We start from the raw sequence: 24,138 nt of genomic DNA, 5'->3' as shown, positions 1-24,138 counted from the left end.
CGCGCAAGACGCTCCAACCCCCGCACCGACTCCACCCCCAACGAACAACTCGCAGTAGCACCCCGCTGAGACATCACCACCGGCCGCGGCCGATCAACCGGCAAACGCAACTCCACCGGAACATCCGCGAGCGTCCTACGCCAGAACTCCAAGCCCTCACGCCGGCGCCGGATCCGCGCACCCGCACGCGCGCTGTCCGGATGGACCCACTCGAGATCAGTCCCCGGCGCAGCCGCGACGAACTCGTCGAGAAACTCCACAAACCGGGAATAATGCACCGACAGTTCAGCACTGGTGTAAAGGTTCGGATTCGCCATGAAATGCAGAATCGTCCGCGGCGGATCCCCGGTCTGATACAAATCGACCAACAAATCCTCCACCGGCCCCGAACTCAGAATATGGAACTCCCCCGTCACCGAACCGAACCGAATCTTCTGCGGGAAAAACATCACATTCACAACCGGACCCGCGAAACGCCGCTGTCCGCTATACCCCGCAGCCTCACGAATGTCGGCAAGACCGAACCGCTGATGCCGCAACGCCCCCACCAGATCCGACTGCACCCGCCGCGTCAGTGTCGCGACCGTATCCCCCGAGCCGACAACAATCGGAAGCGGCGCAACATTGACAAACACTCCCCCCGACCGCCGCAACACGGCGGTCGTGCGACCCAACACGGGAATATTGACGACAACATCGTCCCGGCCGGTCATCCGGGCCAGATAACATCCGAATGCGGCGATCACCACCGCGGCCGGGCTCGCGTCCAACATTCTCGCGGATTGATCGATCCGCCCGACCGTCGCCGAAGACAATTCGGCGGCCGCGACCACACTATCCGCACACGCGGGCGCATTCCCCTCGACGAGACTCGACCCGTCCTCGACCTCGGCGAGTCGGTTCGCCCAATATTCCTGATCGTTGGCGAACCGCTTCGACTCCCGGTAGCTGCGGTCTGCCTCATACAGGGTACGCAGGTCCGCCGCCCGGTTCGGCTCCGCCGCACTACCCGTTACCGCCGCCGTGTACAACTCCGCGATCCGGTTCACGATCATCATGGCGGCGTAGCCATCCAACGCGACATGGTGAATCCTGCTGTACAACAGGAAATGTCGATCCCCGACCTGCACAACCGCCGAACCGACCAACCGATCCCGGGCCATATCCAACGGCGTGGTGTACTCCCGACGCATCCACTGCAGACCCGCCGCCACCGGATCCGGTTCACCACGTAGATCGATCACCGGCCCCGCCGACTCCAGCGACGGATCGAACAACTGATGCGGCTCACCCCCTACCTCCACCAGCCGCAAATAACCCGACTGAAACTCACGACCCGCCCGAATCGTTACCTCACGTAGTAAATCGACATCCAAATCCCCGAATAACTCGATATACTGTGCCTCACATATCGGCACGTCGGGGCGCAACCGCTGCGCGAGCCACAACCCCCGCTGCCCCACAGATAACGGCACCGGCCGTCTCGCCGACACGTCCAGCTCGGAACCTTTGCTCGATCCCTGGCCTGGATGAAGCTGCTGTCGCAAAACCGTCATGACTTTACCTCCAGCCCCGACCACCCCTCAGTGTAAGCCGACTGGTTCGTTTGCGTACACCCCCCACCATGTAATCCATTCCTCGAATAGACTGCCAAGTTACGAGGGTTCTCGGTCGAGCGCTGCAGAATTTATCAGAGGCAGCAGACAGGAATAGCAACTCAGCGTGATCGAGATCGACACGTAGATATCCTCCCATCCACGCTCATTTGCCGACCGACAGTGTCGACTCGCGATTTTCGGTCGGCTTGTCAACATATCTGGCGCAACCATCGATAACGAGGACGATGACTACCCCGACCTATACCGACGGTGTCGTCGGGTGAATTTCGATTTGGCTCGTGAAATGCATAGAGGCGACCTGACATCCCGCCGACAACACGTGACATCTTACGGAAATACCAGTGGACCAATAGTTTTCAGAAGCGAGGCATGTGGGCTCGAGTCCATTCGACGCCATGCGGATGCGGTGTGCGATCGTAGTTATGACCTCAGCGCAGCGGCTGCCCGTCGCTGGGATAGCCTCCCGCGCAGCGTGATCGAGCCGCCACACCCACCACCGGACTACGTAGTCGAGCACTTGCAGCACGCGTGATGCCCCAGGTATCGATGGAGACCACGACCGTGCCCGCCTCGATAGCGGGCACGACCTCGCTGGCGAGTTGATGACACCGTTCGTCAGCAACCGAGCGCGCCAACGCGATTCCCGATCGACCTCGGGGTCAGAAACCCAATTTGCCCAGTTGCTTCGGGTCGCGCTGCCAGTCCTTGGCCACCTTGACATGCAGGTTCAGGTAGATCCGAGTACCGAGGATGTGCTCGATCTGCTTGCGCGCGTTGGTGCCGACCTCTTTCAGGCGAGATCCACCCTTCCCGATGACGATGGCCTTCTGGCTCGGCCGCTCGACATAGAGCAGCGCGTGCACGTCGAGCATATCCTCGCGCTCCTCATAAGGCAGAACCTCCTCGATGACAACAGCCAACGAGTGCGGCAATTCGTCGCGGACGCCCTCGAGCGCGGCCTCACGGATCAGTTCGGCCATCAGCGTCTCCTCCGGCTCGTCGGTCAACTCGCCGTCGGGATAGAAGGCCGGGCCCTCCGGCATCTTCGAGGCGATGACGTCGACGAGGACCTCGACCTGCTCGCCCTTGACTGCCGAGACCGGCACGACGTCGGCATCCGGACCGAGCAGCTCACACACCGCGACGAGTTGTTCGGCGACTTGGTCGCGGCTCACCTTGTCGATCTTCGTCACCACGCCGAGCAGTGTGGTCTTCGGCGCCATCTGCTTGATCTGCTGCACGATCCAGCGGTCGCCGGGGCCGATCTTCTCGTCGGCCGGGATGCACAGGGCGATGACATCGACTTCCGAATATGTGTCGCGCACAAGATCGTTCAGGCGCTGACCGAGCAGTGTACGTGGACGGTGCAAGCCTGGAGTGTCCACCAGGATCAGCTGGGCGCGCTCCCGGTGCACGATGCCGCGAATGGTATGCCTGGTGGTCTGCGGACGCGAAGAGGTGATCGCGATTTTGGCGCCGACCAGCGCATTGGTCAGCGTCGACTTGCCCGTGTTCGGCCGTCCGACGAAACAGACGAAGCCGGAGCGGAATTCGGTGTCCTCGCGCGGCGCGGAGCGGTCAGCCACCGCGCACCTCGCCGGAGTTCGCGGCCACCGAATCGACAGCGCCCACCGAATCGACAGCGTCCACCGAGTCGGCAGCGTCCACCGAGTCGTCGACGATCTCGAACACCGCGCCATCGCGATCGGTGAAGATGATCCGCGCCTCCGCCGAGACCTCCCGCACCGCGGCGACGCCGAAGTCGGACAACCGACCGCCGACCGCCACGGCCGCCTCGAATCCCTCGGCGCCGCTGGAAATCGCCGCGGCGACCGCTGCTTGCAGTGCGGTCAGGCGCAACGCGGTCAGCGTCACCTCGCCGGCGGCGTAGGTGCGCCCGTCGGTGTCGCGGATAGCCGCACCGCTCGCGCCGCCGGTGCGGCCGAGCGCAGCACGGGCCAGCACCACCAGCTTGGTGTCCTCGACGTCCAGCTCGGTCATTCGGGGTCTCCGTTCTTGTCGCGATCAGCGGGGATCTCCCGCTCCGATCCGTTGGCCTTACGCTTGCCACCGGGCTTGTCGCCGTTGGGCTTCTCGGCCTGCGCCGGGCGGGCCGCTTCGCGCACCACGACCGTGTGTACTCGCATCCGACCGCGCGCGTCCGCGCCGCCCTCACCGCGCAACACGAGCCCGTGGACCACGACCTTCGAACCGGGCAGCGGCACCCGGCCCAGTTCGTGTGCCAGCAGTCCGCCGACGGTGTCGACGTCCTCCTCCTCGATCTGCATTCCGTACAGCTCACCGAGATCCTCGACCGACAGCCTGGCCGACACCCGGTACCGGCCGTCGCCGAGATCCTCGATGGGCGGGGTCTCGTCGGTGTCGTACTCGTCGGCGATCTCGCCGACGATCTCCTCGAGGACATCCTCGATGGTCACCAGGCCGGCGATGCCACCGTATTCGTCCACCAGCAGCGCCATATGGTTGCGCCTGCGCTGCATTTCGTCGAGCAGACTGTCCAGCGGCTTGGAGTCGGGCATGAACACGGCGGGCCGCATCACATCGCGCACCCGGACCTCGCGGCTGCGATACGCGTACGGCACCAGGTCTTTCAGGTAGACCACGCCGAGGATGTCGTCGACATTCTCGCCGACCACCGGGATGCGCGAATGCCCGGACCGCACCGCCAGTGACATCGCCTGCGCCGCGGTCTTGTCCGCCTCGATCCAGACCATCTCGGTACGCGGCACCATGACCGCACGAGCCGGGGTGTCGCCGAGTTCGAAGACCGACTGGATCATTCGACGTTCGTCGTCGGCCACCACGCCGCGCTCGCTCGCCATCTCGACCACCTCGCGCAGCTCGATCTCGGAGGCGAACGGACCGTTGCGGAAACCCTTACCCGGAGTGATCGCGTTACCGATCAGGATCAGCAGCCTGCTGAGCGGGCCGAGTAGCGCGCCGATGAACTGCAGCGGCAGCGCCGCGGTCAGCGCGATCGAATAGGCGTGCTGACGCCCGAGCGTGCGCGGGCCGACGCCGATCGCCACATAGGACACCAGCACCATCACCACGGCGGTGACCAACAGCGCCCAATCGTCCGCCCAGATCGCGATCAGTCCCGCCGCCAGCAGCACCGTGGCGCCGATCTCGCACAGAATGCGCAGCAGCACCATGAGATTCACATAGCGGGCCCGATCCGCGACGATCCGGGTCAGCCGCGCCGCACCGGGTCGGTCGGCGCGGACCAGATCCTCGACCCGGGCCGGCGAGATCGTGTTCAGCGCCGAATCGACCGCGGCGAACATCCCACCCACCGGCACGAGCAACACCGCGAGCAGAACGAGGGTCGGTGCAGTCACGCGGGTCCCAGGGAATCACCCGGTGTGGTGAAGCCCGCCTTGCCCAGCAACCGCGCATCCCGCTCGGCGAGTTCGGCCCGCCGCCGCGCTTCACGCAAGCTCTCGTACCACTCTTCGAGCAGCCGAGTCTGCAGCGCGAACATTTCCTTCTCTTCCTCCGGTTCGGCGTGGTCATAGCCGAGCAGATGGAGCACGCCATGCACCGTGAGCAGCGCCAGTTCTTGGTTGAGCGAGTGGTCGGCCTTGTGCGCCTGCCCTGCGGCGAACTCCGGACACAACACGATGTCGCCCAACATGGACGGGCCGGGCTCCGGGCTGTCGGGGCGCCCACCCGGCTCGAGTTCGTCCATCGGGAAGGACATCACATCGGTCGGGCCGGGCAGATCCATCCAGCGCATGTGCAGGTCGGCCATGGTGTCGAGATCGACGAGCACCATCGACAGCTCCGCCGCCGGGTGGACATCCATCCGGTCGATCACGAACCGCGCGACGCTGACCAGGTCTTCTTCGGGCACGTCGATACCCGACTCGTTGGCGATCTCGATACTCACCCGAATAGCCTACGATCCCGGCGATCGTCCGGCCGGAGCGGAGCCCCGCCCGTCGAGGCGAGTTACCGCCGGTCCGCCCGGCTCGCGGCGCGCCGCTGCGCTCGATTGCCGCCGTAATGCGCCGCGACCTGCGGACGCGAATCGGCCTCGAACCGGTCATAGGCATCGACGATGTCCGAGACAAGGCGATGCCGCACCACGTCACTGCTGGTCAGCAGCGCGAAGTGAATGTCATCGATCTCGGTGAGGATCTCCGATGCCGCACGCAGACCGGACCGCGCGCCGTTCGGCAGATCGACCTGGGTGACGTCACCGGTGACCACGATCTTCGAGCCGAAGCCGAGCCGGGTCAGGAACATCTTCATCTGCTCGGCCGTGGTGTTCTGGGCCTCGTCCAAAATGATGAACGAGTCATTGAGGGTACGGCCACGCATATACGCCAGCGGCGCCACTTCGATGACACCGGCCGCCATCAGCTTCGGAATGGCCTCCGGATCCATCATGTCGTGCAGCGCGTCGTAGAGCGGGCGCAGGTACGGATCGATCTTCTCGTTCAGCGTGCCGGGCAGGAACCCGAGGCGCTCCCCCGCCTCTACCGCGGGACGGGTGAGGATGATCCGGTTGACCTGCTTGGACTGCAGCGCCTGGACCGCCTTGGCCATCGCGAGATAAGTCTTGCCGGTACCGGCCGGGCCGATGCCGAAGACGATGGTGTTGGCGTCGATCGCGTCGACGTAGCGCTTCTGGTTGAGCGTCTTCGGCCGAATGGTCTTGCCACGCCGGGACAGGATGTCCAGGCTGAGCACCTCCGCCGGGGACTCGCTGGAACCCTCGGTGAGCATCGACACGGTGTGGCGTACCGCCTCGGGGGTCACCACTCGGTTGCGGCTGGTGAGCGCGACCAGCTGCTCGATGACCCGCTCAGCGAGTGCCACGTCGGCCGCCTTACCGGTGAGGGTCACCGAATTGCCACGGACGTGGATATCGGCGTCGAGCAGTTTCTCCAGCTCACGCAGATTCTGGTCAGCCGAACCTAGAAACGGGAACACGGATTCGGGAGCGAGTTCGATACTCGAACGCACGGTGCGCGCTGCGGGGCCCGGACCGATGTCGCCGGTACCGATGCCGGCCGCGGGTGTAGTTGGATCGCCGATCTCGCCTTGTGTTGTCAAAAGTGGCTATAGCCTGCTTTCCGGTCTCGTCTCTGCCGTATTGAGAAAAGTTTAACGCGCTGCACCGACACGGCCCAGTGAATAAGCCGCAAACCGTGCACAGCGTGATCACGGGATTGCGCCGTGCCGCTGGGCCCAATCCTCGGTGAAATCACGAAAGCGTCGCACCGCGTCCGACGGTCTCGCGGCCGCCGACCAGACCAGCCCGACCGCGCGGGCGGCGCCGGCGTCCGCGAGCGGCACCGCGACCGGACCGGACAGCGGGCCCGCCGACGGCAGGTCCGCACCCGGCAGAATCGCCACGCCCAACCCCGCCGACACCAGCCCGGCCACGGTGACCAGAGCACTGGACTCGAAGGCGATCCTCGGCCGAATGTCCGCGGCCGCGCACAACTCGTCGAAGATGCGCCGCATACCGAAACCCTGATGCATCGTGATGAACTCCGCGTCGGCCAGTTCGGCGAGCCGAACCTGTCTGCGCCCAGCCAGCCGGTGATCCGGTGGTACTGCGAGCACCAGAGGCTGCCGCAGCACCGTGCGCCAGCCGACCCCTGCGACAGCAGGACGTGGCGAGACGATCCCGAGATCGGCATCCCCGTCGAGCACCCGCTTGGTCACCACCTCGGCGGCGCCCTGCCACAGCGTGACCGTGATCCGGCCGGACCCGCGCCGGAAGCCGCTGATCAGCTGTGGCACCAGCGAGCCACCGAACGAATGCTGAAACGACAACCGCAGCACACCTTCGGCCGGGTCGGCCAGATCGGCGACGGCCCGTTCGGCCGCATCCAACTCCGACTGCGCGCGGCGGGCGTGCTCGTAGTAGATCCGGCCGAACTCGTTGAGCGTGATGCGCTTTCCGCTCCGGTCGAACAGCTCGACACCGATCCTGCGTTCCAGCCGAGCCAGCATGCGCGAGAGCGTGGGCTGGGCGATGTGCAGTCGTTCGGCTGCCGCGCCGACGCGCTCCAGTTCGGCGAGTGTCGTGAACCACTCCAGATCCTCACCAAGCACAGTCCAACCTCTCTATATGCGCATGATGCATCAATTTTCCCATTATTATTCATTTCCTTTCCGAGCGGCTGTTGCTGATCCTGAACCGCAGGAGGCGCAATGACCACAACGCAGACCAGCACGGGGATCGAGCGGGATACCCGGCACGAGCGCGGGATCACCCTCGCGCTGTTCGCCGCGGGACTGACGACGTTCGCGTCCATGTACAGCGCCCAGGCGCTGCTGCCCACTTTTTCGGCCGCGTTCGGCGCCACACCGGCGCATGCCGCACTCGCGGTGTCGCTCACCACCGGATTTCTGGCGCTGGCGATCATTCCGGTGGGCGCACTGTCGTCCCGCATCGGGCGGACCAGGGTGATGATCGGCTCCGCGGTCGCGGCGGCCGCGATCGGCGTGCTGCTGACGCTGAGCCCGTCGTTCGACGTGTTGCTCACCGGTCGAGCGCTGCAGGGAATCGCGCTGGCCGGCGTGCCGGCGGTGGCGATGGCCTACCTCGCCGAGGAGATCGGCGGGGAGGGGCTGGGCGCCGCGATGGGCATCTACGTCGCCGGCACGACGCTCGGCGGGCTGGCCGGGCGGTTGATCCCGGCGTTCGCCTTGGAACTGACGTCGTGGCGGTGGGCCCAGGCGGCGGCTTCGCTCGCCGCCCTGGCGTGCACAGTCTGGTTCGTCCGCCGCCTACCGCCGTCCCGCCGCTTCGTGGCCAGGCCCGCTGGAATCCGCACAATGCTCGGCGACCTCGCGACACCACTACGCCACCGCGGGCTGCGCGCGTTATTCGGGTTGGGTTTCGTGCTGATGGGCGGGTTCGTCTCGGTCTACAACTATCTGGGCTACCGCCTGACCACGGCACCGTTCGAACTGCCGCAGACGCTGGTGGGACTGGTGTTCGTGCTGTATCTGGCCGGAACGGCAGCGTCGGCGGCGTCCGGTCGCCTCGCCGATCGGGTCGGCAGACAGCAAGTACTGGCGGCGTCGGTGGGGTTGATGGCGATCGGACTCGCGGTGACGATTCCCGACCACCTAGCCGCCGTCATTCTCGGTGTCTTGCTCTACACCGCAGGTTTTTTCGGCGCGCACACCGCGGCGAGCGCATGGGTCGGCGCGATCGCGAAGGGCAACCGGGGCGCCGCGTCGTCGCTCTACCTGTTCGCGTACTACCTGGGCAGCGCACTCATCGGCGGCGGCGCGGGCATCGCCTACGCCTGGGGCGGGTGGCTCGGATTGGTCCGTGGCATCGCGGTTCTTCTCGCGATCGCGGCGATGCTGTTGTGCGCAGTGACGATTCATTCGCGACGCGACGCGGTGGTTCCCGACTGATCGCGATCCGATCGAATCAGCGGTCGCCCCGGCCGAGCAGGGCACCCGCCAGCAGCGCACACCCGGTTGTCCAGCGCGAGGTCGTCACCAGCGCGGCGTGAGAGCGCCGAGCGCGCCGAGGGCCACCGCCGCGGCGGTGGACGTTCGCAGAACCGTCGGGCCGAGCAGGGTCACCTCCGCGCCCGCTTCGGCCAGGGCGGTCAATTCCGCAGCATCCAGCCCGCCCTCCGGGCCGACGATCACCATGATCTCCGAGGCCTCGGCGAACGGCAGTTCGGTGAAGCGGGCGTCGCCGGATTCGTGCAGCGCCGCGATGATGGCGCCGTCCGCCGCGGCCGTGCGGACCACGCCGAGCAGATCGTTGGTGCGGTGTAGGTCGGCGACGTCCGGGACATAGGCGCGCCGGGACTGACGCGCGGCCGACCGGGCCGCGGCGCGCCACTTGCCGACCGCCTTGGCCGCCTTGCCGTCCCAGTTCGCGACGCAGCGCGCCGCCTGCCAAGGAACGATGGCGTCGGCGCCCGCCTCGGTCATCAGTTCGACGGCCAACTCCGATCGGTCGGATTTCGGGATCGCCTGCACGACCGTCACCCGCGGAACCGGCGCGGCGGTCAGCACCCGGTTGCGCACCGCCAATTCGAGCCGGTCCCGCTGCGCGGCGACGACCTCCGATTCCGCGAGCACGCCGCGTCCGTCGGAGAGCGTGATCGGTTCGCCGACCCGGATCCGGCGAACGGTCGCGGCGTGCCTGCCCTCCTGACCGTCGAGCACCGCGATCGCGCCCGGTGCGGGCACCTCGTCGAGGTAGAAGACCGTCGCGGCCAACTAGCGCCCGCTGAACGACGCGCGCAGCCGGGCGAACAGGCCGCTGTTGTGCTCGGACTGCGCCGACATCACCTCGGCTTGTTCCCGCTCGCGCATGCCCTTGTATTTGCGCAGCGCTTCGGCCTGCTTGCTGTCCAACTTGGTGGGGATCACGATGTCCAGATGCGCGAGCAGATCGCCACGCGCGCCGGAGCGCAGACGCGGCATCCCGTGACCGCGCAGCACCGAGACCTCGCCCGGCTGGGTGCCCGGGGTGACGGTCAACTCGGTGGGACCGTCCAGGATGGTGTCGATCACGACCGTGGTGCCCAACGCGGCGTCGACCATCGGCACGCGGATGGTGCAGTGCAAGTCGTCACCATCGCGGACGAAGACATCATGCGGCTGCTCGACGATCTCGACGTACAGGTCGCCCGCGTGCCCGCCGCCCGGCCCCACCTCGCCCTGTGCGGCCAGCCGCACCCGCATGCCGTTCGCGACGCCCGCGGGAATCGGCGCGGCGATCTCACGGCGCGCACGCACCCGGCCGTCGCCACCACATTTGTGGCACGGATCCGGGATGGTCTCACCCGCACCGCGGCAGGTCGGGCACGGACGAGAGGTCAGCACCTGGCCGAGGAACGACCGCTGCACGGACTGCACCTCGCCTACGCCGCCACAGGTCTCACAGCGCACCGGCTTGGACTTGCCGTTGGTGCCCGCGCCCTGACAGATGTCGCACAGGATCGCCGTGTCCACGGTCAGGTGCTTGGTCACGCCGACCGCGCATTCGGCCAGGCTGAGCCGAGTGCGAATCAGCGAATCGGCGCCGGGTTGGACGCGCCCGCGGGCCTTGCGCTGCGCGCCCCCGCCCGTTCCGCTCATACCGCCGAAGAACGCCTCGAACACGTCGCCGAGGCCGCCGAAGCCCGCTCCGTTGAAGCCGCCACCGCCGCCACCGGATTCCAGCGGGTCGCCACCCAGGTCGACGATGCGCCGCTTCTCCGCGTCCGACAGCACCTCATAGGCGGTCGACACTTCCTTGAACTTGGCCTGCGCGGCTTCGTCCGGGTTGACGTCGGGGTGGAGCTCACGCGCCAGCTTGCGGTATGCCCGCTTGATCTCCTGGTCGGTCGCGTTCTTCGCGACGCCGAGCAGTCCGTAGTAGTCCCGTGCCACTTGAGTTCTCTAGTCCTTAGGCGTTCTCGACAGTGCCGCCGGTGCCCGCACCGCGTTCACCGCACGCTGACAACAGCATCAGTCTTGTCCACTCAACTTTATCCGGCCGAAAGAGCGAGCGTATCAGTGGCGTGTGTGACCGTGTCACGCTCAGCGCTCGGCGAGGACCTCGCCGATGTATCGGGCAACGGCCGCCACCGAGGCAATCGTTCCCGGATAGTCCATTCGGGTCGGGCCGAGCACGCCCATCCCGCCGAGCACCGCACCGGCCGCGCCATAGCCGGTGGACACCACCGAAGTGCCGCGCATTTGCTCGACCTGCGTCTCTTCCCCGATCCGCACCGTCACCGTCCCCGGATGCTGGGCCGCGGCCAGCAGCTTGAGCACGATCACCTGCTCCTCCAGCGCCTCCAGCACCGAGCGTAGTGAGCCGGGGAAACCGAAGTCGGCCGCGTTGCGCGTGAGATTGGCGGTGCCGCCGAGCACCAACCGTTCCTCGGGATGTTCCACCAACGTCTCGACCAGCACCGTGGAAACCCGGATCAACACATCGCGCAGTCGCTGCGGCGCGTGCTCGGGCAGTTCGGCGACCGCCGCCGAGGCCGAGGCCAAGCGCTTGCCGTCCATCGCGCCGCCGAGCATGCCGCGCAGCGCGGCCAGATCCTCGTCGTCGACCACCGCGCCGAGTTCCACCAACCGCTGGTCGACCCGGCCCGTATCGGTGATCACCACCAGCAGCAACCGCGCGGGGTTGAGCGCGACAACCTCGATGTGGCGAACCGTGGACGCCGACACCGTCGGGTACTGCACCACAGCAACCTGCCTGGTCAGCTGGGCCAGTAGCCGCACACCACGCCGCAGCACGTCATCGAGGTCGACGCCCGACTCGAGAAATTCCATGATCGCTCTGCGCTCTGCGGGCGAGAGCGGTTTCACCTCGGAGATCCGATCCACGAACTGGCGATAGCCCTTGTCGGTCGGGATCCGACCGGAACTGGTATGCGGCTGGGTGATGTAGCCCTCGGCCTCCAGCACCGCCATGTCGTTGCGCACCGTCGCGCTGGAAACTCCCAGGTTGTGTCGGTCGACCAGCGACTTCGACCCGATCGGCTCCTTGGTCGCGACATAGTCCGCGACGATCGCGCGTAGGACCTCGAAGCGCCGATCCTCGGTGCTCGACATCGGCCCCACCTCCTCCGCTCTCGTCTTCCCTCGCGCCGCGCCCAGGCGTCGACGCCCCCGTACTATCACACAAATTCTGGCGAATTCCGGTTTCGTCTCTTTATCCAGTCTAATGGCCTCAGGGACATTCACCGTCTGTGCGGACGTGACCCACGCTGCCGGGAGCGAGCCCGAGACGCCGCGCGCCCCGAGCGATCTCGGCTACTTCGCACGCCCGATCGTTCCGACAGCGTGTGGCTCTCGGCGTGAACTGGTGAGTTCCAGCGCGGGCAGCGACGTGCCAACGCACGGAAATCGACCCTCAACCCACGTGTGGAAGCACCTCTGCGGCAATCCGCTCCATTTGGGCAGCCGAGTCGAACAGCGGGTTGATCAGGATCATTTCGGCTCCTGCCGCCGCTACCTCCCGCAGTCCCTGGATGCAGGCGGCGGGTGGGCCGCAGACAGCCACGGGGAGAAGACTCTTACCGTACGCACCGTATTGGCTGATCAACACTTCGGACATGCGTGAACGGGCGCGGTCGGCATCGTCGTCGACGGCGATGTAGACGCGTTTGACGATGCGGAAGTCCATTGTCTCCCGGCCGGCGTCGGCTAGTGCGGTGCGAACGATCCGGACCTGTTCGGCGAACTCCGCCGTGGTGGTCGACCCCGCCCCGAAGAACCCGTGGCCGTGGCGCACGGCGCGGCGCAGGGCGGCGGGACGACGGCCGCCGAACCAGAGCGGCGGGTGCGGCTTCTGGAATGGCTTGGGTTCCATAGCGGCGCCGCTCAGCTGCCAGAACTGGCCATCGATGTCGACCGTGGGCTGCGTCCACAGCGCCTTCATGACCTGCAGACCCTCGGTGAAGCGGGCCACGAGGTTGTCATCGGGGTCGACGTCGAACGCGGTGAACATCCGGTTGCGTCCGCCGATGCCCACGCCGACCTCGAGTCGCCCACGACTGAGCTGGTCCAACGTGGCGATCCGTTTCGCCAGGTGCACCGGGTTGTGCAGGGGCGTGACGAAGACGGCGCACCCGAGCCGCAACCGCTGATTGCAGGCCGCCGCGAACGCCAACGTCTCGAGTGGGCTCAGATTGGGGGACGATCCGAGGAGTTGCTCGGTCATCCACGCGCTCTCGAAGCCGAGCTCCTCAGCACGGTCCAGATAGCCGCGCAGCTCGGTCGGCTGGAACATCCCGTCGGCGACGAGCTGCGGAACCGAGATGCCATAGTGCATGAAGCCGACCCTATCCCCCCTGACGACAACCGGACCTCACCCCCCCGGCCCGACATGACCGTGGCACAGGTCGAAAATCCCTTGTCATGTCCCGCTCGGGCCGAGGTGATCAGCGGGGAACAGCGGATTCGACGACGGCGGCCACGTCGTCGGGGTGGGAGACCAACGAGGCGTGCGAGGAGTTGATCTCGGCGGTCCGCGCACCCATGCGCTCGGCCATGAAGCGTTGGGACGCGGGCGGGATCACCCGGTCCGCCCCTGAAACCAGGTACCAGCTGGGGGTGCTGGACCATGAGGTTGCTCCGGAAGGTTCGATATTGGCCGCCAGCGCGACGGAACGCTGGTGGGCGATCATCCGCGCGGCGGTCGCGGAGTCGACGTCCTGAGCGAAGACGGCATTGAAGCGGTCGGGCGCGATGTAGCCGTCGATGTTCTTGCCCGCGAGGCCCTGGGCGTCGTCGACGATCGCCACCTGCAGCGTGGGCGGCAGCAGCTGACTTCCCGGAAACCGGATCGGATCGAGGGCCGACTGGGCTATCTCGCCCTGCACCGGCGCGAAAGCCGCCACGTAGACGAGGGATTCGACCTTCGGATCGTGCACGTTGCTGATCACGAAACCGCCGTAGGAGTGGCCGGCGAGCACCACGGGTCCGGTGAGGGTGTCCAGCGTGCGCTGGATGGCGGCGGCGTCGTTGGCCGGGCCACGCAGCGGGTTGTCCGGCGTCACCACGTGATAGCCGCGGTGACGCAGCAGATCGGCGACACCGTCCCAGCTGGTGGCGTCGGCGAAGGCGCCGTGTACCAGCACGATGGTGGGCAGCGCCTGAGCGTGCGCGGGCGCGCCCGACACGGCGGTGACAGCCAGTGCGAGCGCGGCCACAACGCCGCGCACGGTATGTCTGCGCTTCACGAAGTTTCCACCCTTTACTCAGTTCTTCACGAAGTCGAGCAGGTCGGCGTTGAATTCCTGTTCGTAGGCGCCACACAGGCCGTGTGGCGCGCCCGGATACACCTTGAGCTGACCTTGCGGGAGCAGCGACACGGTCTTGGGGGCAGAGTCGATGAACGGGACGATCTGGTCGTCGTCCCCGTGCCCGACCAGGATCGGGATGTCGATGATCGGTAGTTCCGCGGTGAAATCGGTCTCGGAGAACGCTCTGATGCACTCGAGGGCGCCGTTGAGGCCGACCTGCATGCACATCAGCCAGAACTGATCTCGAAGGCACTGCGAAACAGTCGATCCCGCGCGATCGGCGCCGTAGAAGGCAGTGGTGAGATCTTTGTAGAACTGCGATCGGTCGGCGGCCAGGGCGGCCCGAAGACCGTCGAAGACCTCGATCGGAAGACCCTCCGGATTGGCCTCGGTCTGCAGCATCAGCGGCGGAACCGCCGCGAGCAGAACGGCTTTCTTCACCCGGGAGGTGCCGTGCCTGGATAGATATCTGGCGACTTCGCCGCCACCGGTCGAGTGCCCGACCAGCACGGCGTCGGTGATTTCCAGTTCGTTGAGCACAGCGGCGAGATCGTCCGCATAGTGGTCCATATCGTGCCCGTCCCAGACCTGGCTCGACCGGCCGTGGCCACGCCGATCATGCGCGATGGCCCGATAGCCGTTGCTCGCCATCAGGTACATCTGGGTGTCCCACACATCGCTGGTCAGCGGCCACCCGTGGCTGAAAACCACCGGACGCCCCGAACCCCAGTCCTTGTAGTAGATCTCCACGTCATCGGTAGTCGTAATTGTTGGCATGACGTGCTCCTTTGGTCTGGAACTGACGAATGGACTACGTCTCGCCGGGGCCCGCTGGGAGGTTTCCGGCGAGGAATTCCAACGCGGTATCGCCGAGTTCACGCCAACCGTGGTCGGCGCTCATGCAGTGCCCGCGGTCGGCGAGCACCACGAGTTCGGTCACCGCCGGATTGCGGCGCTGGATTCGATACGCCGACCGCACAGTGGCCTCGGGAACGGTGCGATCGAGGCCGCCGGCGAACATCAGCAGCGGGCCGCGCTCGCTGCGGGTGTCGACGGCCGCCTCGCTCCGTGGCATAGCATTGGCCAGACCCGCCTGGAACAGCGGCAGTCCCGGCGCGGGGATGGCATGGTCGGCGAACAGCCGGTCGGATTCCACCCGGGATATCCCGTTGGCGCAGGCACGGTGATAACTCTCGGCCGTGTGTGACCACGTCTTGGTACGCAGCCACGGCCGACCCACCACGGGTAATACGGTCCGCAGCTGCACCGGGGCGAGTGTCAGCACCCCTTTGAACTGCGCGGGCGCGATAGCAACGCACGCGCTGGCGAACCCGCTACCGAGCAGTTTTTGTGCGATCAGACCGCCGATGGAGTGCCCGATGACGACCGGCGGCATCGGCAACTCGGAGATGAACTCCGCATAGTGATCGGTGACCTCGGCGATGCCACGGTTGTTGAGCGATTCGGAATTGTTCCGCGTCGCCTCCGGCGTCTCGCCGTCGCCGGGCCACCCCGGCGCCGACACGTGATAGCCCTCGGCGTCGAATAGTTCGAGCCAAGGCGCCCAGCTGCTGCTGTGCATCCCCAAGCCGTGGATGAATACGGCCGGACGTGATCGTGCTCGCGACACTTGGCCTCCTCGAGCGAACGGGATTCAACGCCACGTGGATCACCGTTCGCCAGCGTAGGACGGGCAGTGGCCGGAAAAAGGACTGTCCGTGCACGATCGTCGGCTGAGAATGCACGTCCCGACACCCGCCGGACGTGCGACGATTGTCGAATCTGTCTCAATTGCGACGGAGGCTGCCATGACGGTCGTGTTCGATTCGGACACCATCGCGCCACACGAGCGAGTGGGCGCGGTGGCTGCCGCGATACAGCAGGCGTCGGTCCCCTCCCACGTCGTCCTCGACCCGCCCGAGGACCAAGTGCATGCCACGTTCGATGTATGGCAGTTCGGCGAGGCGAGCGTCTTCCGTGCGCGGACCTCGGGGATCCAGCTGATTCGCACACCGAAGCAGGTGCGCTGCTCGCCCGCTCCGGTCCTGGCCGTCGCCGTGCAGCAGGCGGGTAATGGCAGATACGAGCAGGGCAGCGTGCAGCGTGTGATCCAGCCGGGCGACCTGCACGTCATGGACCTGAACGCACCCTACGATTTCAGCTGGCGCGGTGAGGGCACGTCCACCTGCCTGCACGTGCCGCTCGATCAGCTCGGCCTCTCGGCTGAGCTGATTCGTCAAGCCGCGACCCGAGTGCAGGACAGCCCGCACTATCGGCTGGTCGCCAACCACATCGTGCAGCTCACCACCGACGCCGACGCGCTCAGCACCGATCCGGCGGCCGCGCTGTCGGGCTGTGCCAGTATCGAATTGATCCGTGGGCTGTTGTTGTCGGCGGGCAGCGACGACGGCAGCAGCGCCGTCGTCCCTTCGGACATCGTGCTGTCCCGCATCCGCGCCTACGTTCGACGCAACCTGGCCGATCCCGACCTCGGCGCGGAACAGATCGCCAGGGCACACAACATGTCGGTTCGGCAGCTGTACAAGATCTGCGCGAACGCGGACTACAGCCTGGAACAGTGGATCATCAGTCAGCGGCTCGAACAGGTGCGCGACGACCTGACCAAACCGGACAACAAGGACCGTACGATCTCGATGATCGCACGGCGCTGGGGTTTTCGCGATCCGTCACATTTCGCCAGGCGCTTTCGCGCCGCCTACGGACTACCGCCGCGCGAATGGCGCACGATCGCGACAGCCGAGGGCGAACCGCAACGCGGCCTAGCCGCGACCGAGCTTCGCCTGTTTACCCGCGAGGGCATCGAGGCCGAGCATCGCCAATAACGACTGGCAGTCGTCGGCGTTCTGCGAATAACTGGCGACAGTGCGGGCGGCGACGGCGCTCTGGCGCGCGTTTTCCGCTTTTTCCGCTGCCCGCGCCTCGGCGAACTCGCCCTGTTCATGGATAAGAGTGATGTGTCGTGCCGACGCCATTGTTCTCCTTGGGGTTGCTGGCAGCCTACGCGGCACACCACCACCGCGATACCGGAACCGAAGGGGCATTTCGTCAAAATTTCACAATCTGCAGCGAACCGGGCGTGCCCGCGGCGGTGTGCATGGTCGACCGGCGGGGTGCGTGCGACTCGGTGTCGACATCGCCGAGCCGAGTACCGGATCTTCGGTCCCGCGCCGCGGAATAGTCAGCCCAGCAGGTCGCGGACCACGCCGTCGGCGAGCAGACGACCGCGGTCGGTGAGTACGAGCCGATCACCCGATCGGTACGCGAGACCATCGGCCACGACCCGTTCCGCCGCTGCCGTTCCGGATTCATCGAGGTCCGCCCATGGCAAGCCGGTGCGCAACCGAACGGCGAGCATGACGCGCTCCAGATATCGTTCGTCGGCGCCGAGCGCCTCCCAGTCCGCGGCGGGCAACCCGCCCTGGGCGACCCGATCCGCGTAGCGCGCAGGGTGTTTCACATTCCACCAGCGCACTCCGCCGACGTGACTGTGCGCTCCGGGCCCCGCGCCGAGCCAATCGCCGCCGTCCCAATAGCCGAGGTTGTGGCGGCAGACCGAGTCGGCACCCGCCGCCCAGTTCGATACCTCGTACCAGCCGAACCCCGCCGCGCGGAGCCGGGCATCAATGCGTTCATAGCGTGCGGCGAGGACATCATCATCCGGTGCGGGCAGTTCCCCGCGACGTACCCGGCGGGCCAACGCGGTGCCGTCCTCCACGATCAGCGAATAGGCCGAGACATGATCGACGTCCGCGCCGAGCACCGCGTCCAGGCTGGCGTCGAGATCGGCATCGGTCTCGCCCGGCGTCCCGTAGATCAAGTCCAGATTCACATGTGTGAACCCGGCGGCGCGGGCCTCGCGCGCGGCGCTTACCGCACGGCCGGGGGTGTGCGTGCGGTCGAGCACCTTCAGCACGTGTGCCGCGGCGGACTGCATGCCCAGCGACACCCGGGTGAACCCGGCCTGTCGGAGGCGCTCGAAGAATTCCGGCGAGGTGGATTCCGGATTGGACTCCGTGGTCACCTCGGCGTCGGCCGCGAGGGTGAATTCGCCGCGAACCGCGTCGAGCACCGCGGCGAGCCCGGCGCCGCCCAGCAGCGACGGCGTGCCACCGCCGACGAAGATCGTGGCCACCTCCGGGGTCGCGGTCGGTAATGCGGCGAACTGCCGCGCGGCCGTCGCCAGCTCCCCGCGCAATGCCTCCAGCCAGGACCGCGGCGACGCCGACGTACCCAACTCCCCGGCGGTATAGGTGTTGAAGTCGCAGTATCCGCACCGCGTCGCGCAGAACGGAACGTGCACGTAGATCCCGAACGGGCCGCTCCCGAAATCACCGAGCACCGGCGCCGGCGCGTCGGCGCCGCGCGGGACGGCAGCAACTGAACTCACCCGTCCAGTGTGGACCGTCGTTCGACGCTCCTCGTCGCCGGGCGGGCGGCGGTCGCCTCGAGCGCGATCCCGCGGACGCATCACGAGCAGCATCGAGCGTGCCCTGCTATGACTGCCGTCACAAACCAGGTCGCCGGTCCAGGGAATTTCCCTCGAATTCACGGAAAATATGACCACGGGATCGGATGGTCACCGCTGACGTGGCACAATGGCCTCCATGCGCGCATTCGGAGTACGACTTGTGGCACGCCGCCACGTCGATTATCAGCGCGTCTGTAGCGCGTGCTGTCTGCCCGGTTCCCCCCGGTAGCTCAGCGGCACCCGCAGTCCGGATCCCCTGGCGATCCCCGACACCCCCGACACCTCGGACTTCATCGGCCGCTGACACCACAGGCATGAGCCAGCCCCTCACGCCCTCAGCACGGATGTACCACCCACCCCCGCAGGAGCGACCCCATGACGTCGAGCGCCGACGCCGGTCCGAAAGATCAACCCGAGCCCGAATCCCGGCCGGGTCACACCACACACGCCCAACGCCCCCTCTCCGAACGCCGCGTCCGCCCGGACCGCCCGCGCCCCGAGGCATCCACCGGACCGCGCGCCCGCACCGGCAAGCCCGTGCGGCGCAAGGCCGAAGGCCAGTGGGCGCTGGGTTACCGCGAGCCGCTGAACCCGAACGAGCAGTCCAAAAAAGACGACAACCCGCTCAATGTCCGAGCCCGGATCGAGAACATCTACGCCAAGACCGGCTTCGACAGCATCGACAAGGGTGATCTGCGCGGCCGATTCCGCTGGTGGGGTCTGTACACCCAGCGCGAGCAGGGCTACGACGGCAGCTGGACCGGCGACGAGAACATCGACATTCTCGAGGCCGAATACTTCATGATGCGCATCCGCTGCGACGCGGGCGCGCTGAACGTCGCGCAATTGCGCACGCTCGGCCAGATCTCCACCGAGTTCGCCCGCGACACCGCCGATCTCTCCGACCGCGAGAATGTCCAGTACCACTGGATCGAGGTGGAGAACGTCCCTGAGATCTGGAAGCGGATCGAGGCCGTCGGGTTGAAGACCACCGAGGCGTGCGGCGACTGCCCCCGCGTGGTGCTGGGTTCTCCACTGGCCGGAGAGTCGCTGAACGAGATCATCGACCCGACGCCCGCGATCGACGAGATCGTGCGCCGCTACATCGGCAAGAAGGAGTACTCCAACCTGCCGCGCAAGTTCAAGACCGCCATCTCCGGTCAGCAGGATGTAGTGCACGAGATCAATGACGTCGCGTTCGTCGGTGTGGTCCACCCCGAGCACGGTCCCGGTCTGGACCTGTGGGTCGGCGGCGGCCTGTCGACCAACCCGATGCTCGCGCAGCGGGTCGGCGTGTGGGTGCCGCTGGACGAGGTCCCGGACGTCTGGGAGGCCGTCGTCTCGCTTTTCCGCGACTACGGCTATCGCCGCCTTCGCACCAAGGCCCGGCTGAAATTCCTGGTCAAGGACTGGGGCATCGAGAAGTTCCGGCAGGTGCTCGAGGACGAGTTCCTGAAGCGCAAGTTGATCGACGGTCCGGCGCCGGAACAACCGACCGCACCGATCGACCACGTCGGCGTTCAGAAACTGCGCAATGGGCGCAACGCCGTTGGCTTCTCCCCCATCGCGGGCCGGGTGTCGGGCACCGTGCTGACCAAAGTCGCCGACGCGGTGGAGCGGATCGGTTCCGACCGCATCCGGTTCACCCCATACCAGAAGCTGATCGTGCTCGACGTCGCCGACGACAAGGTCGACGCGCTCATCGACGAGCTGGCGCCCCTCGGATTGCAGGCCCGTCCCTCGCTGTGGCGGCGCAACCTGATGGCTTGCTCCGGCATCGAGTTCTGCAAACTCTCCTTCGCCGAGACCCGCAAGCGGTCTCAGGTGCTCGTGCCGGAACTGGAAGAGCGGCTCGCGGATATCAACGCACAGTTGGACGTGCCGATCACCATCAACATCAACGGCTGCCCGAATTCGTGCGCCAGGTCGCAGATCGCGGACATCGGATTCAAGGGTCAGCTGGTCGATGACGGCACCGGGAATCACGTGGAGGGCTTCCAGGTTCACCTTGGTGGCAGCCTCGGCTTCGACAGCGCCTTCGGCCGCAAGCTCCGCCAGCACAAGGTGACCAGCACCGAGCTCGGTGACTACATCGAGCGGGTGGTGCGCAACTTCATCAAACACCGCGAAGCGGGTGAACGGTTCGCGCAGTGGACGGTTCGCGCCGACGAGGCCGACCTGCGCTGAGCGGCGATCGGGCAGAGCTGGGACAGGCATCGGCTCGGTGACGGGAGATCAATTGTGACATCGAAACTCGGGGACAGACTGGCCGCGGGCGAGCTGCGGGCCCTCGCCGAACAGGGCGCGGCCGAGCTCGGACCGGACGCTTCGGCGGTCGAACTGCTGCAGTGGACCGAGCAGACCTTCGGCTCCGGCTACATCGTCGCCTCGAACATGCAGGACGGCGTGCTGGTGCACCTTGCCGCCCAGGTCCGCGCCGGGGTGGACGTCCTGTTCCTGGATACCGGCTATCACTTCGCGGAGACCATCGGCACCCGGGACGCGGTGGCGGTCGTGTACGGGGTGAACGTGATCGACGTGCGCCCCGAGCACTCTGTCGTCGCCCAGGACCAACTGCTCGGCAAGGACCTGTTCGCGCGCGACCCCACCGAGTGCTGCCGGTTGCGCAAGGTTGTGCCGTTGCAGAACTCGCTCGTCGGCTACAACGCCTGGGTCACCGGTATCCGCCGGGTGGAGGCGCCCACCCGCGCGAACGCCCCGCTCATCTCCTTCGACGAGGCATTCGGACTGGTGAAGATCAACCCGATCGCACCGTGGTCGGACGACGAGATGCGGGCCTACATCGAAGAGCACGGCATCCTCGTCAATCCCCTGGTCGAGGAGGGGTACCCGTCCATCGGCTGCGCACCGTGCACACGCAAGCCGGAGCCGGGATCCGATCCGCGAAGCGGCCGTTGGGCCGGCCTCGCCAAGACCGAATGCGGGTTGCACACCGCATGACCCGGAGCAGGCAGCGTGCGTAACCACGTAGGGCCCTCGGGCACGCCAGAGAGAGATACAGCATGACCGAAACCATCCGAAGCGAACGCTCCCTCGGGATCAGCGATTTCGACACGCTCGCGGCGCTGGAGTCCGAATCGATCCACATCTTCCGTGAGGTGGCGGGCGAATTCGAGCGGCCGGTGATCCTGTTCTCCGGTGGTAAGGACTCCACCGTGCTGCTGCACTTGGCGCTGAAGGCATTCTGGCCGGCGCCGCTGCCGTTCGCGCTGCTGCATGTCGACACCGGACACAACTTGCCCGAGGTGTTGGAGTTCCGGGACACCGTGGTCGAACGCTACGGCCTGCGTCTGCACGTGGCCCGCGTGGAGGACTATCTGACCGACGGACGGCTCACCGAGCGCGCCGACGGCATTCGCAACCCGCTGCAGACCGTCCCGCTGCTCGACGCGATCAGCGAACACCGCTTCGACGCCGTGTTCGGCGGCGGCCGCCGCGACGAGGAGCGCTCCCGCGCCAAGGAGCGAATCTTCTCGCTGCGCAACGCGTTCGGACAGTGGGACCCGAAGCGGCAGCGTCCCGAGTTGTGGAACCTGTACAACGGCCGGCACGCGCCGGGCGAGCACGTGCGCGTGTTCCCGCTGAGCAACTGGACCGAACTCGATATCTGGCGCTATATCGCGCGCGAGGACATCGACCTGGCGAGCATCTACTACGCGCACCAGCGTCCGGTGTATCAGCGCGACGGCATGTGGATGACACCTGGCGTCTGGGGCGGCCCACGCGATGGCGAGGTGCTCGAGACCCGGTCGGTGCGCTATCGCACCGTCGGCGACGGATCGTCCACCGGCGCCATTCTTTCCGACGCGGCCGACAACGAAGCGATTCTCGCCGAGGTCGCCGCGTCCCGCCTGACCGAACGTGGTGCGACCCGCGGCGACGACCGCGTCTCCGAAGCCGCGATGGAAGATCGCAAGCGAGAGGGTTATTTCTGACATGTCCGACCTATTGAGGCTGGCCACCGCCGGTTCTGTCGACGACGGCAAGTCCACTCTGGTCGGACGTCTGCTCTACGACACGAAATCCGTCCTGGCCGATCAGATCGACGCCGTCACCCGCGCGTCGGTGGACAAAGGCCTTGCCACACCCGATCTCTCACTGCTCGTGGACGGCTTGCGCGCGGAGCGTGAGCAGGGCATCACCATCGATGTCGCCTACCGCTACTTCGCCACGCCGCGACGCTCTTTCGTGCTCGCCGACACCCCCGGGCACGTGCAGTACACCCGCAACACCGTGTCCGGAGCGTCCACCGCGCAGCTGGTGATCCTGCTCGTCGACGCGCGCAAGGGCGTCATCGAGCAGACCCGCCGTCATGCGGCGGTGCTGGCACTGCTCGGTGTGCCGAAACTGGTGCTCGCGGTGAACAAGATCGACCTGGTGGACGACCCCGCGACGGTGTTCGCCGACGTCTGCACGGAGTTCACCGAACTCACCAGCACGCTGGGCTGGTCGAGCGAGGACGTCCTGGAGATCCCGGTCTCGGCACTGCACGGTGACAACATCGCGACACGCTCGGACAACACCCCGTACTATCGCGGCCCGTCACTGATCGAGCATATGGAGTCGGTGCCGGTCGACGCGGACAGCACAGGTGATCACTCGCTGGGGCTACGGTTCCCGGTGCAGTATGTGATCCGACCACGCACGGCCGAATACCCCGACTACCGTGGCTACGCCGGGCAGATTGCGGCGGGCACGGTTGCGCCGGGCGACGAGGTCGTGGTGCTGCCCTCCGGCATCCGCACCACCGTCGAGCGGATCGATACGCCGGACGGCGAACTGGCGGTGGCGCAGACGGGCCGCAGTGTCACGCTGATCTTGGCCGACGAGGTCGACATCTCGCGCGGCGACGTCATCGCCGCGGTGTCCGACGCCCCGGAGCCCCTCGACACATTCGATGCCACGGTCTGCTGGTTGGGCGACAAACCGCTGCGTCCCGGCGCGCGTCTGCTGCTCAAGCACGGCACCCGGACCACCCAGGCGATCGTCGGCACGCTACTCGAGCGCTTCGACGAGCAACGCCTGTGTGCCGACACGAGTCCGGAGTCGTTGACGCTCAACGATATCGGGCGCATCTCGGTCCGGGTCGCCGAGCCGGTCGCCGCTGACGACTACCGGGTGAACCGGCACACCGGCAGCTTCCTGCTGATCGATCCAGCCGGTGGCAATACGCTGGCCGCCGGGTTGGTCGGCGATGTGCTGTCCGCGGTCGAGGTCGGCGCCGGAGCCTGAG

23 protein-coding genes are annotated in these 24,138 nt (G+C 66.7%); 7 read left to right on the top strand and 16 right to left on the bottom strand.

Going from position 1 to position 24,138, the window contains the following annotated elements; all coding sequences use genetic code 11:
- The 7 genes from AB0B25_RS11160 to AB0B25_RS11130 form a co-directional block, all read right to left on the bottom strand.
- The coding region (locus AB0B25_RS11160) for a condensation domain-containing protein (RefSeq protein ID WP_357177079.1) at nt 1–1,556 on the bottom strand (1,556 nt) is incomplete at its 3' end.
- Nucleotides 1,557–2,278: 722 nt separating this feature from the next.
- A complete protein-coding gene (gene era / locus AB0B25_RS11155; protein ID WP_357177078.1) occupies nt 2,279–3,205 on the bottom strand; it encodes a GTPase Era in 927 nt (308 codons plus the stop codon).
- Nucleotides 3,198–3,620, bottom strand: coding sequence for a cytidine deaminase (locus AB0B25_RS11150; protein WP_357177077.1), 423 nt, complete (start codon nt 3,618–3,620; stop codon nt 3,198–3,200). The genes era and AB0B25_RS11150 overlap by 8 nt, the downstream gene beginning before the upstream one ends.
- Nucleotides 3,617–4,981, bottom strand: a complete 1,365-nt coding sequence (locus AB0B25_RS11145; RefSeq protein ID WP_357177076.1) for a hemolysin family protein — start codon at nt 4,979–4,981, stop codon at nt 3,617–3,619. The genes AB0B25_RS11150 and AB0B25_RS11145 overlap by 4 nt, the downstream gene beginning before the upstream one ends.
- On the bottom strand, nt 4,978–5,532 hold the full coding sequence (gene ybeY / locus AB0B25_RS11140; protein WP_357177075.1) for an rRNA maturation RNase YbeY: 555 nt from the start codon (nt 5,530–5,532) through the stop codon (nt 4,978–4,980). Before ybeY ends, AB0B25_RS11145 begins: the two co-directional genes overlap by 4 nt.
- Before the next feature lie 62 nt (nt 5,533–5,594).
- Entirely contained in the window at nt 5,595–6,656 is a 1,062-nt protein-coding gene (locus AB0B25_RS11135) for a PhoH family protein (RefSeq protein WP_357177090.1), read from the bottom strand.
- Nucleotides 6,657–6,812: 156 nt separating this feature from the next.
- A complete protein-coding gene (locus AB0B25_RS11130; RefSeq protein WP_357177074.1) occupies nt 6,813–7,715 on the bottom strand; it encodes a LysR family transcriptional regulator in 903 nt (300 codons plus the stop codon).
- 99 nt (nt 7,716–7,814) lie between these two features.
- Between AB0B25_RS11130 and AB0B25_RS11125 the strand changes: the two genes are divergently transcribed.
- Nucleotides 7,815–9,035, top strand: coding sequence for an MFS transporter (locus AB0B25_RS11125; protein ID WP_357177073.1), 1,221 nt, complete (start codon nt 7,815–7,817; stop codon nt 9,033–9,035).
- Nucleotides 9,036–9,119: 84 nt separating this feature from the next.
- Here AB0B25_RS11125 and AB0B25_RS11120 read toward each other — a convergent pair whose 3' ends face one another.
- The 7 genes from AB0B25_RS11120 to AB0B25_RS11090 form a co-directional block, all read right to left on the bottom strand.
- Complete coding sequence (locus AB0B25_RS11120) at nt 9,120–9,860, bottom strand: 16S rRNA (uracil(1498)-N(3))-methyltransferase (RefSeq protein WP_357177072.1); 741 nt, start codon at nt 9,858–9,860, stop codon at nt 9,120–9,122.
- On the bottom strand, nt 9,861–11,018 hold the full coding sequence (dnaJ, locus tag AB0B25_RS11115) for a molecular chaperone DnaJ (RefSeq protein ID WP_357177071.1): 1,158 nt from the start codon (nt 11,016–11,018) through the stop codon (nt 9,861–9,863). It lies immediately after the preceding gene.
- Between the two features lie 150 nt (nt 11,019–11,168).
- Nucleotides 11,169–12,200 (bottom strand): heat-inducible transcriptional repressor HrcA, encoded by a 1,032-nt coding sequence (hrcA, locus tag AB0B25_RS11110; protein ID WP_357177070.1) that lies wholly within the window; start codon nt 12,198–12,200, stop codon nt 11,169–11,171.
- Between the two features lie 301 nt (nt 12,201–12,501).
- A complete protein-coding gene (locus tag AB0B25_RS11105; RefSeq protein WP_357177069.1) occupies nt 12,502–13,422 on the bottom strand; it encodes an LLM class flavin-dependent oxidoreductase in 921 nt (306 codons plus the stop codon).
- A gap of 109 nt (nt 13,423–13,531) precedes the next feature.
- The gene (locus AB0B25_RS11100; RefSeq protein WP_357177089.1) at nt 13,532–14,287 is read right to left on the bottom strand and encodes an alpha/beta hydrolase; all 756 of its coding nucleotides are present in this window, start codon (nt 14,285–14,287) and stop codon (nt 13,532–13,534) included.
- A 63-nt stretch (nt 14,288–14,350) separates the two neighbouring features.
- Complete coding sequence (locus AB0B25_RS11095; protein WP_357177068.1) at nt 14,351–15,172, bottom strand: alpha/beta hydrolase; 822 nt, start codon at nt 15,170–15,172, stop codon at nt 14,351–14,353.
- Nucleotides 15,173–15,206: 34 nt separating this feature from the next.
- Nucleotides 15,207–16,025 carry an alpha/beta fold hydrolase gene (locus AB0B25_RS11090; protein ID WP_357177067.1) on the bottom strand — a complete coding sequence of 273 codons (819 nt, stop codon included), beginning with the start codon at nt 16,023–16,025 and terminating at the stop codon, nt 15,207–15,209.
- A gap of 178 nt (nt 16,026–16,203) precedes the next feature.
- On the opposite strand from AB0B25_RS11090, the gene AB0B25_RS11085 reads away from it, so the two are divergent.
- A complete protein-coding gene (locus AB0B25_RS11085) occupies nt 16,204–17,238 on the top strand; it encodes a helix-turn-helix domain-containing protein (RefSeq protein WP_357177066.1) in 1,035 nt (344 codons plus the stop codon).
- On the opposite strand, the gene AB0B25_RS11080 is transcribed toward AB0B25_RS11085, so the two are convergent.
- On the bottom strand, nt 17,176–17,388 hold the full coding sequence (locus AB0B25_RS11080; protein WP_357075214.1) for a hypothetical protein: 213 nt from the start codon (nt 17,386–17,388) through the stop codon (nt 17,176–17,178). The genes AB0B25_RS11085 and AB0B25_RS11080 overlap by 63 nt on opposite strands.
- Nucleotides 17,389–17,594: 206 nt before the next feature.
- Nucleotides 17,595–18,755, bottom strand: coding sequence for a radical SAM family heme chaperone HemW (hemW, locus tag AB0B25_RS11075; RefSeq protein WP_357177088.1), 1,161 nt, complete (start codon nt 18,753–18,755; stop codon nt 17,595–17,597).
- A 256-nt stretch (nt 18,756–19,011) separates the two neighbouring features.
- Here hemW and AB0B25_RS11070 point away from each other — a divergent pair, with 256 nt between their 5' ends.
- From AB0B25_RS11070 to AB0B25_RS11050, 5 genes are all read left to right on the top strand, one after another.
- Nucleotides 19,012–19,113, top strand: coding sequence for an Ms4527A family Cys-rich leader peptide (locus AB0B25_RS11070; protein ID WP_357177065.1), 102 nt, complete (start codon nt 19,012–19,014; stop codon nt 19,111–19,113).
- A gap of 146 nt (nt 19,114–19,259) precedes the next feature.
- On the top strand, nt 19,260–21,071 hold the full coding sequence (locus AB0B25_RS11065; protein ID WP_357177064.1) for a nitrite/sulfite reductase: 1,812 nt from the start codon (nt 19,260–19,262) through the stop codon (nt 21,069–21,071).
- Nucleotides 21,072–21,125: 54 nt separating this feature from the next.
- Nucleotides 21,126–21,845, top strand: coding sequence for a phosphoadenylyl-sulfate reductase (locus tag AB0B25_RS11060; RefSeq protein ID WP_357177063.1), 720 nt, complete (start codon nt 21,126–21,128; stop codon nt 21,843–21,845).
- 62 nt (nt 21,846–21,907) lie between these two features.
- Nucleotides 21,908–22,840 carry a sulfate adenylyltransferase subunit CysD gene (gene cysD / locus AB0B25_RS11055; protein WP_357177062.1) on the top strand — a complete coding sequence of 311 codons (933 nt, stop codon included), beginning with the start codon at nt 21,908–21,910 and terminating at the stop codon, nt 22,838–22,840.
- A 1-nt stretch (nt 22,841) separates the two neighbouring features.
- Nucleotides 22,842–24,137 (top strand): GTP-binding protein, encoded by a 1,296-nt coding sequence (locus tag AB0B25_RS11050; RefSeq protein ID WP_357177061.1) that lies wholly within the window; start codon nt 22,842–22,844, stop codon nt 24,135–24,137.
- Nucleotide 24,138 lies beyond the last annotated feature (1 nt).

The sequence above is a fragment of the Nocardia sp. NPDC049190 genome, assembly GCF_040648115.1.
Taxonomy (GTDB): domain Bacteria; phylum Actinomycetota; class Actinomycetes; order Mycobacteriales; family Mycobacteriaceae; genus Nocardia.
The sequence above is the reverse complement of the archived record's forward strand: the minus strand, read 5'-3'. Positions and strand labels throughout refer to the sequence as shown.

Bases quoted from the DNA above. Each gene is read 5' to 3' on its own strand.
- AB0B25_RS11150 (WP_357177077.1), bottom strand. From the start codon at position 3,620: ATGACCGAGCTGGACGTCGAGGACACCAAGCTGGTGGTGCTGGCCCGT.
- AB0B25_RS11125 (WP_357177073.1), top strand. From the start codon at position 7,815: ATGACCACAACGCAGACCAGCACGGGGATCGAGCGGGATACCCGGCAC.
- hrcA (WP_357177070.1), bottom strand. From the start codon at position 12,200: ATGTCGAGCACCGAGGATCGGCGCTTCGAGGTCCTACGCGCGATCGTC.
- AB0B25_RS11105 (WP_357177069.1), bottom strand. From the start codon at position 13,422: ATGCACTATGGCATCTCGGTTCCGCAGCTCGTCGCCGACGGGATGTTC.
- AB0B25_RS11095 (WP_357177068.1), bottom strand. From the start codon at position 15,172: ATGCCAACAATTACGACTACCGATGACGTGGAGATCTACTACAAGGAC.
- AB0B25_RS11085 (WP_357177066.1), top strand. From the start codon at position 16,204: ATGACGGTCGTGTTCGATTCGGACACCATCGCGCCACACGAGCGAGTG.
- AB0B25_RS11080 (WP_357075214.1), bottom strand. From the start codon at position 17,388: ATGGCGTCGGCACGACACATCACTCTTATCCATGAACAGGGCGAGTTC.
- AB0B25_RS11070 (WP_357177065.1), top strand. From the start codon at position 19,012: ATGGCCTCCATGCGCGCATTCGGAGTACGACTTGTGGCACGCCGCCAC.
- AB0B25_RS11065 (WP_357177064.1), top strand. From the start codon at position 19,260: ATGACGTCGAGCGCCGACGCCGGTCCGAAAGATCAACCCGAGCCCGAA.
- cysD (WP_357177062.1), top strand. From the start codon at position 21,908: ATGACCGAAACCATCCGAAGCGAACGCTCCCTCGGGATCAGCGATTTC.
- AB0B25_RS11050 (WP_357177061.1), top strand. From the start codon at position 22,842: ATGTCCGACCTATTGAGGCTGGCCACCGCCGGTTCTGTCGACGACGGC.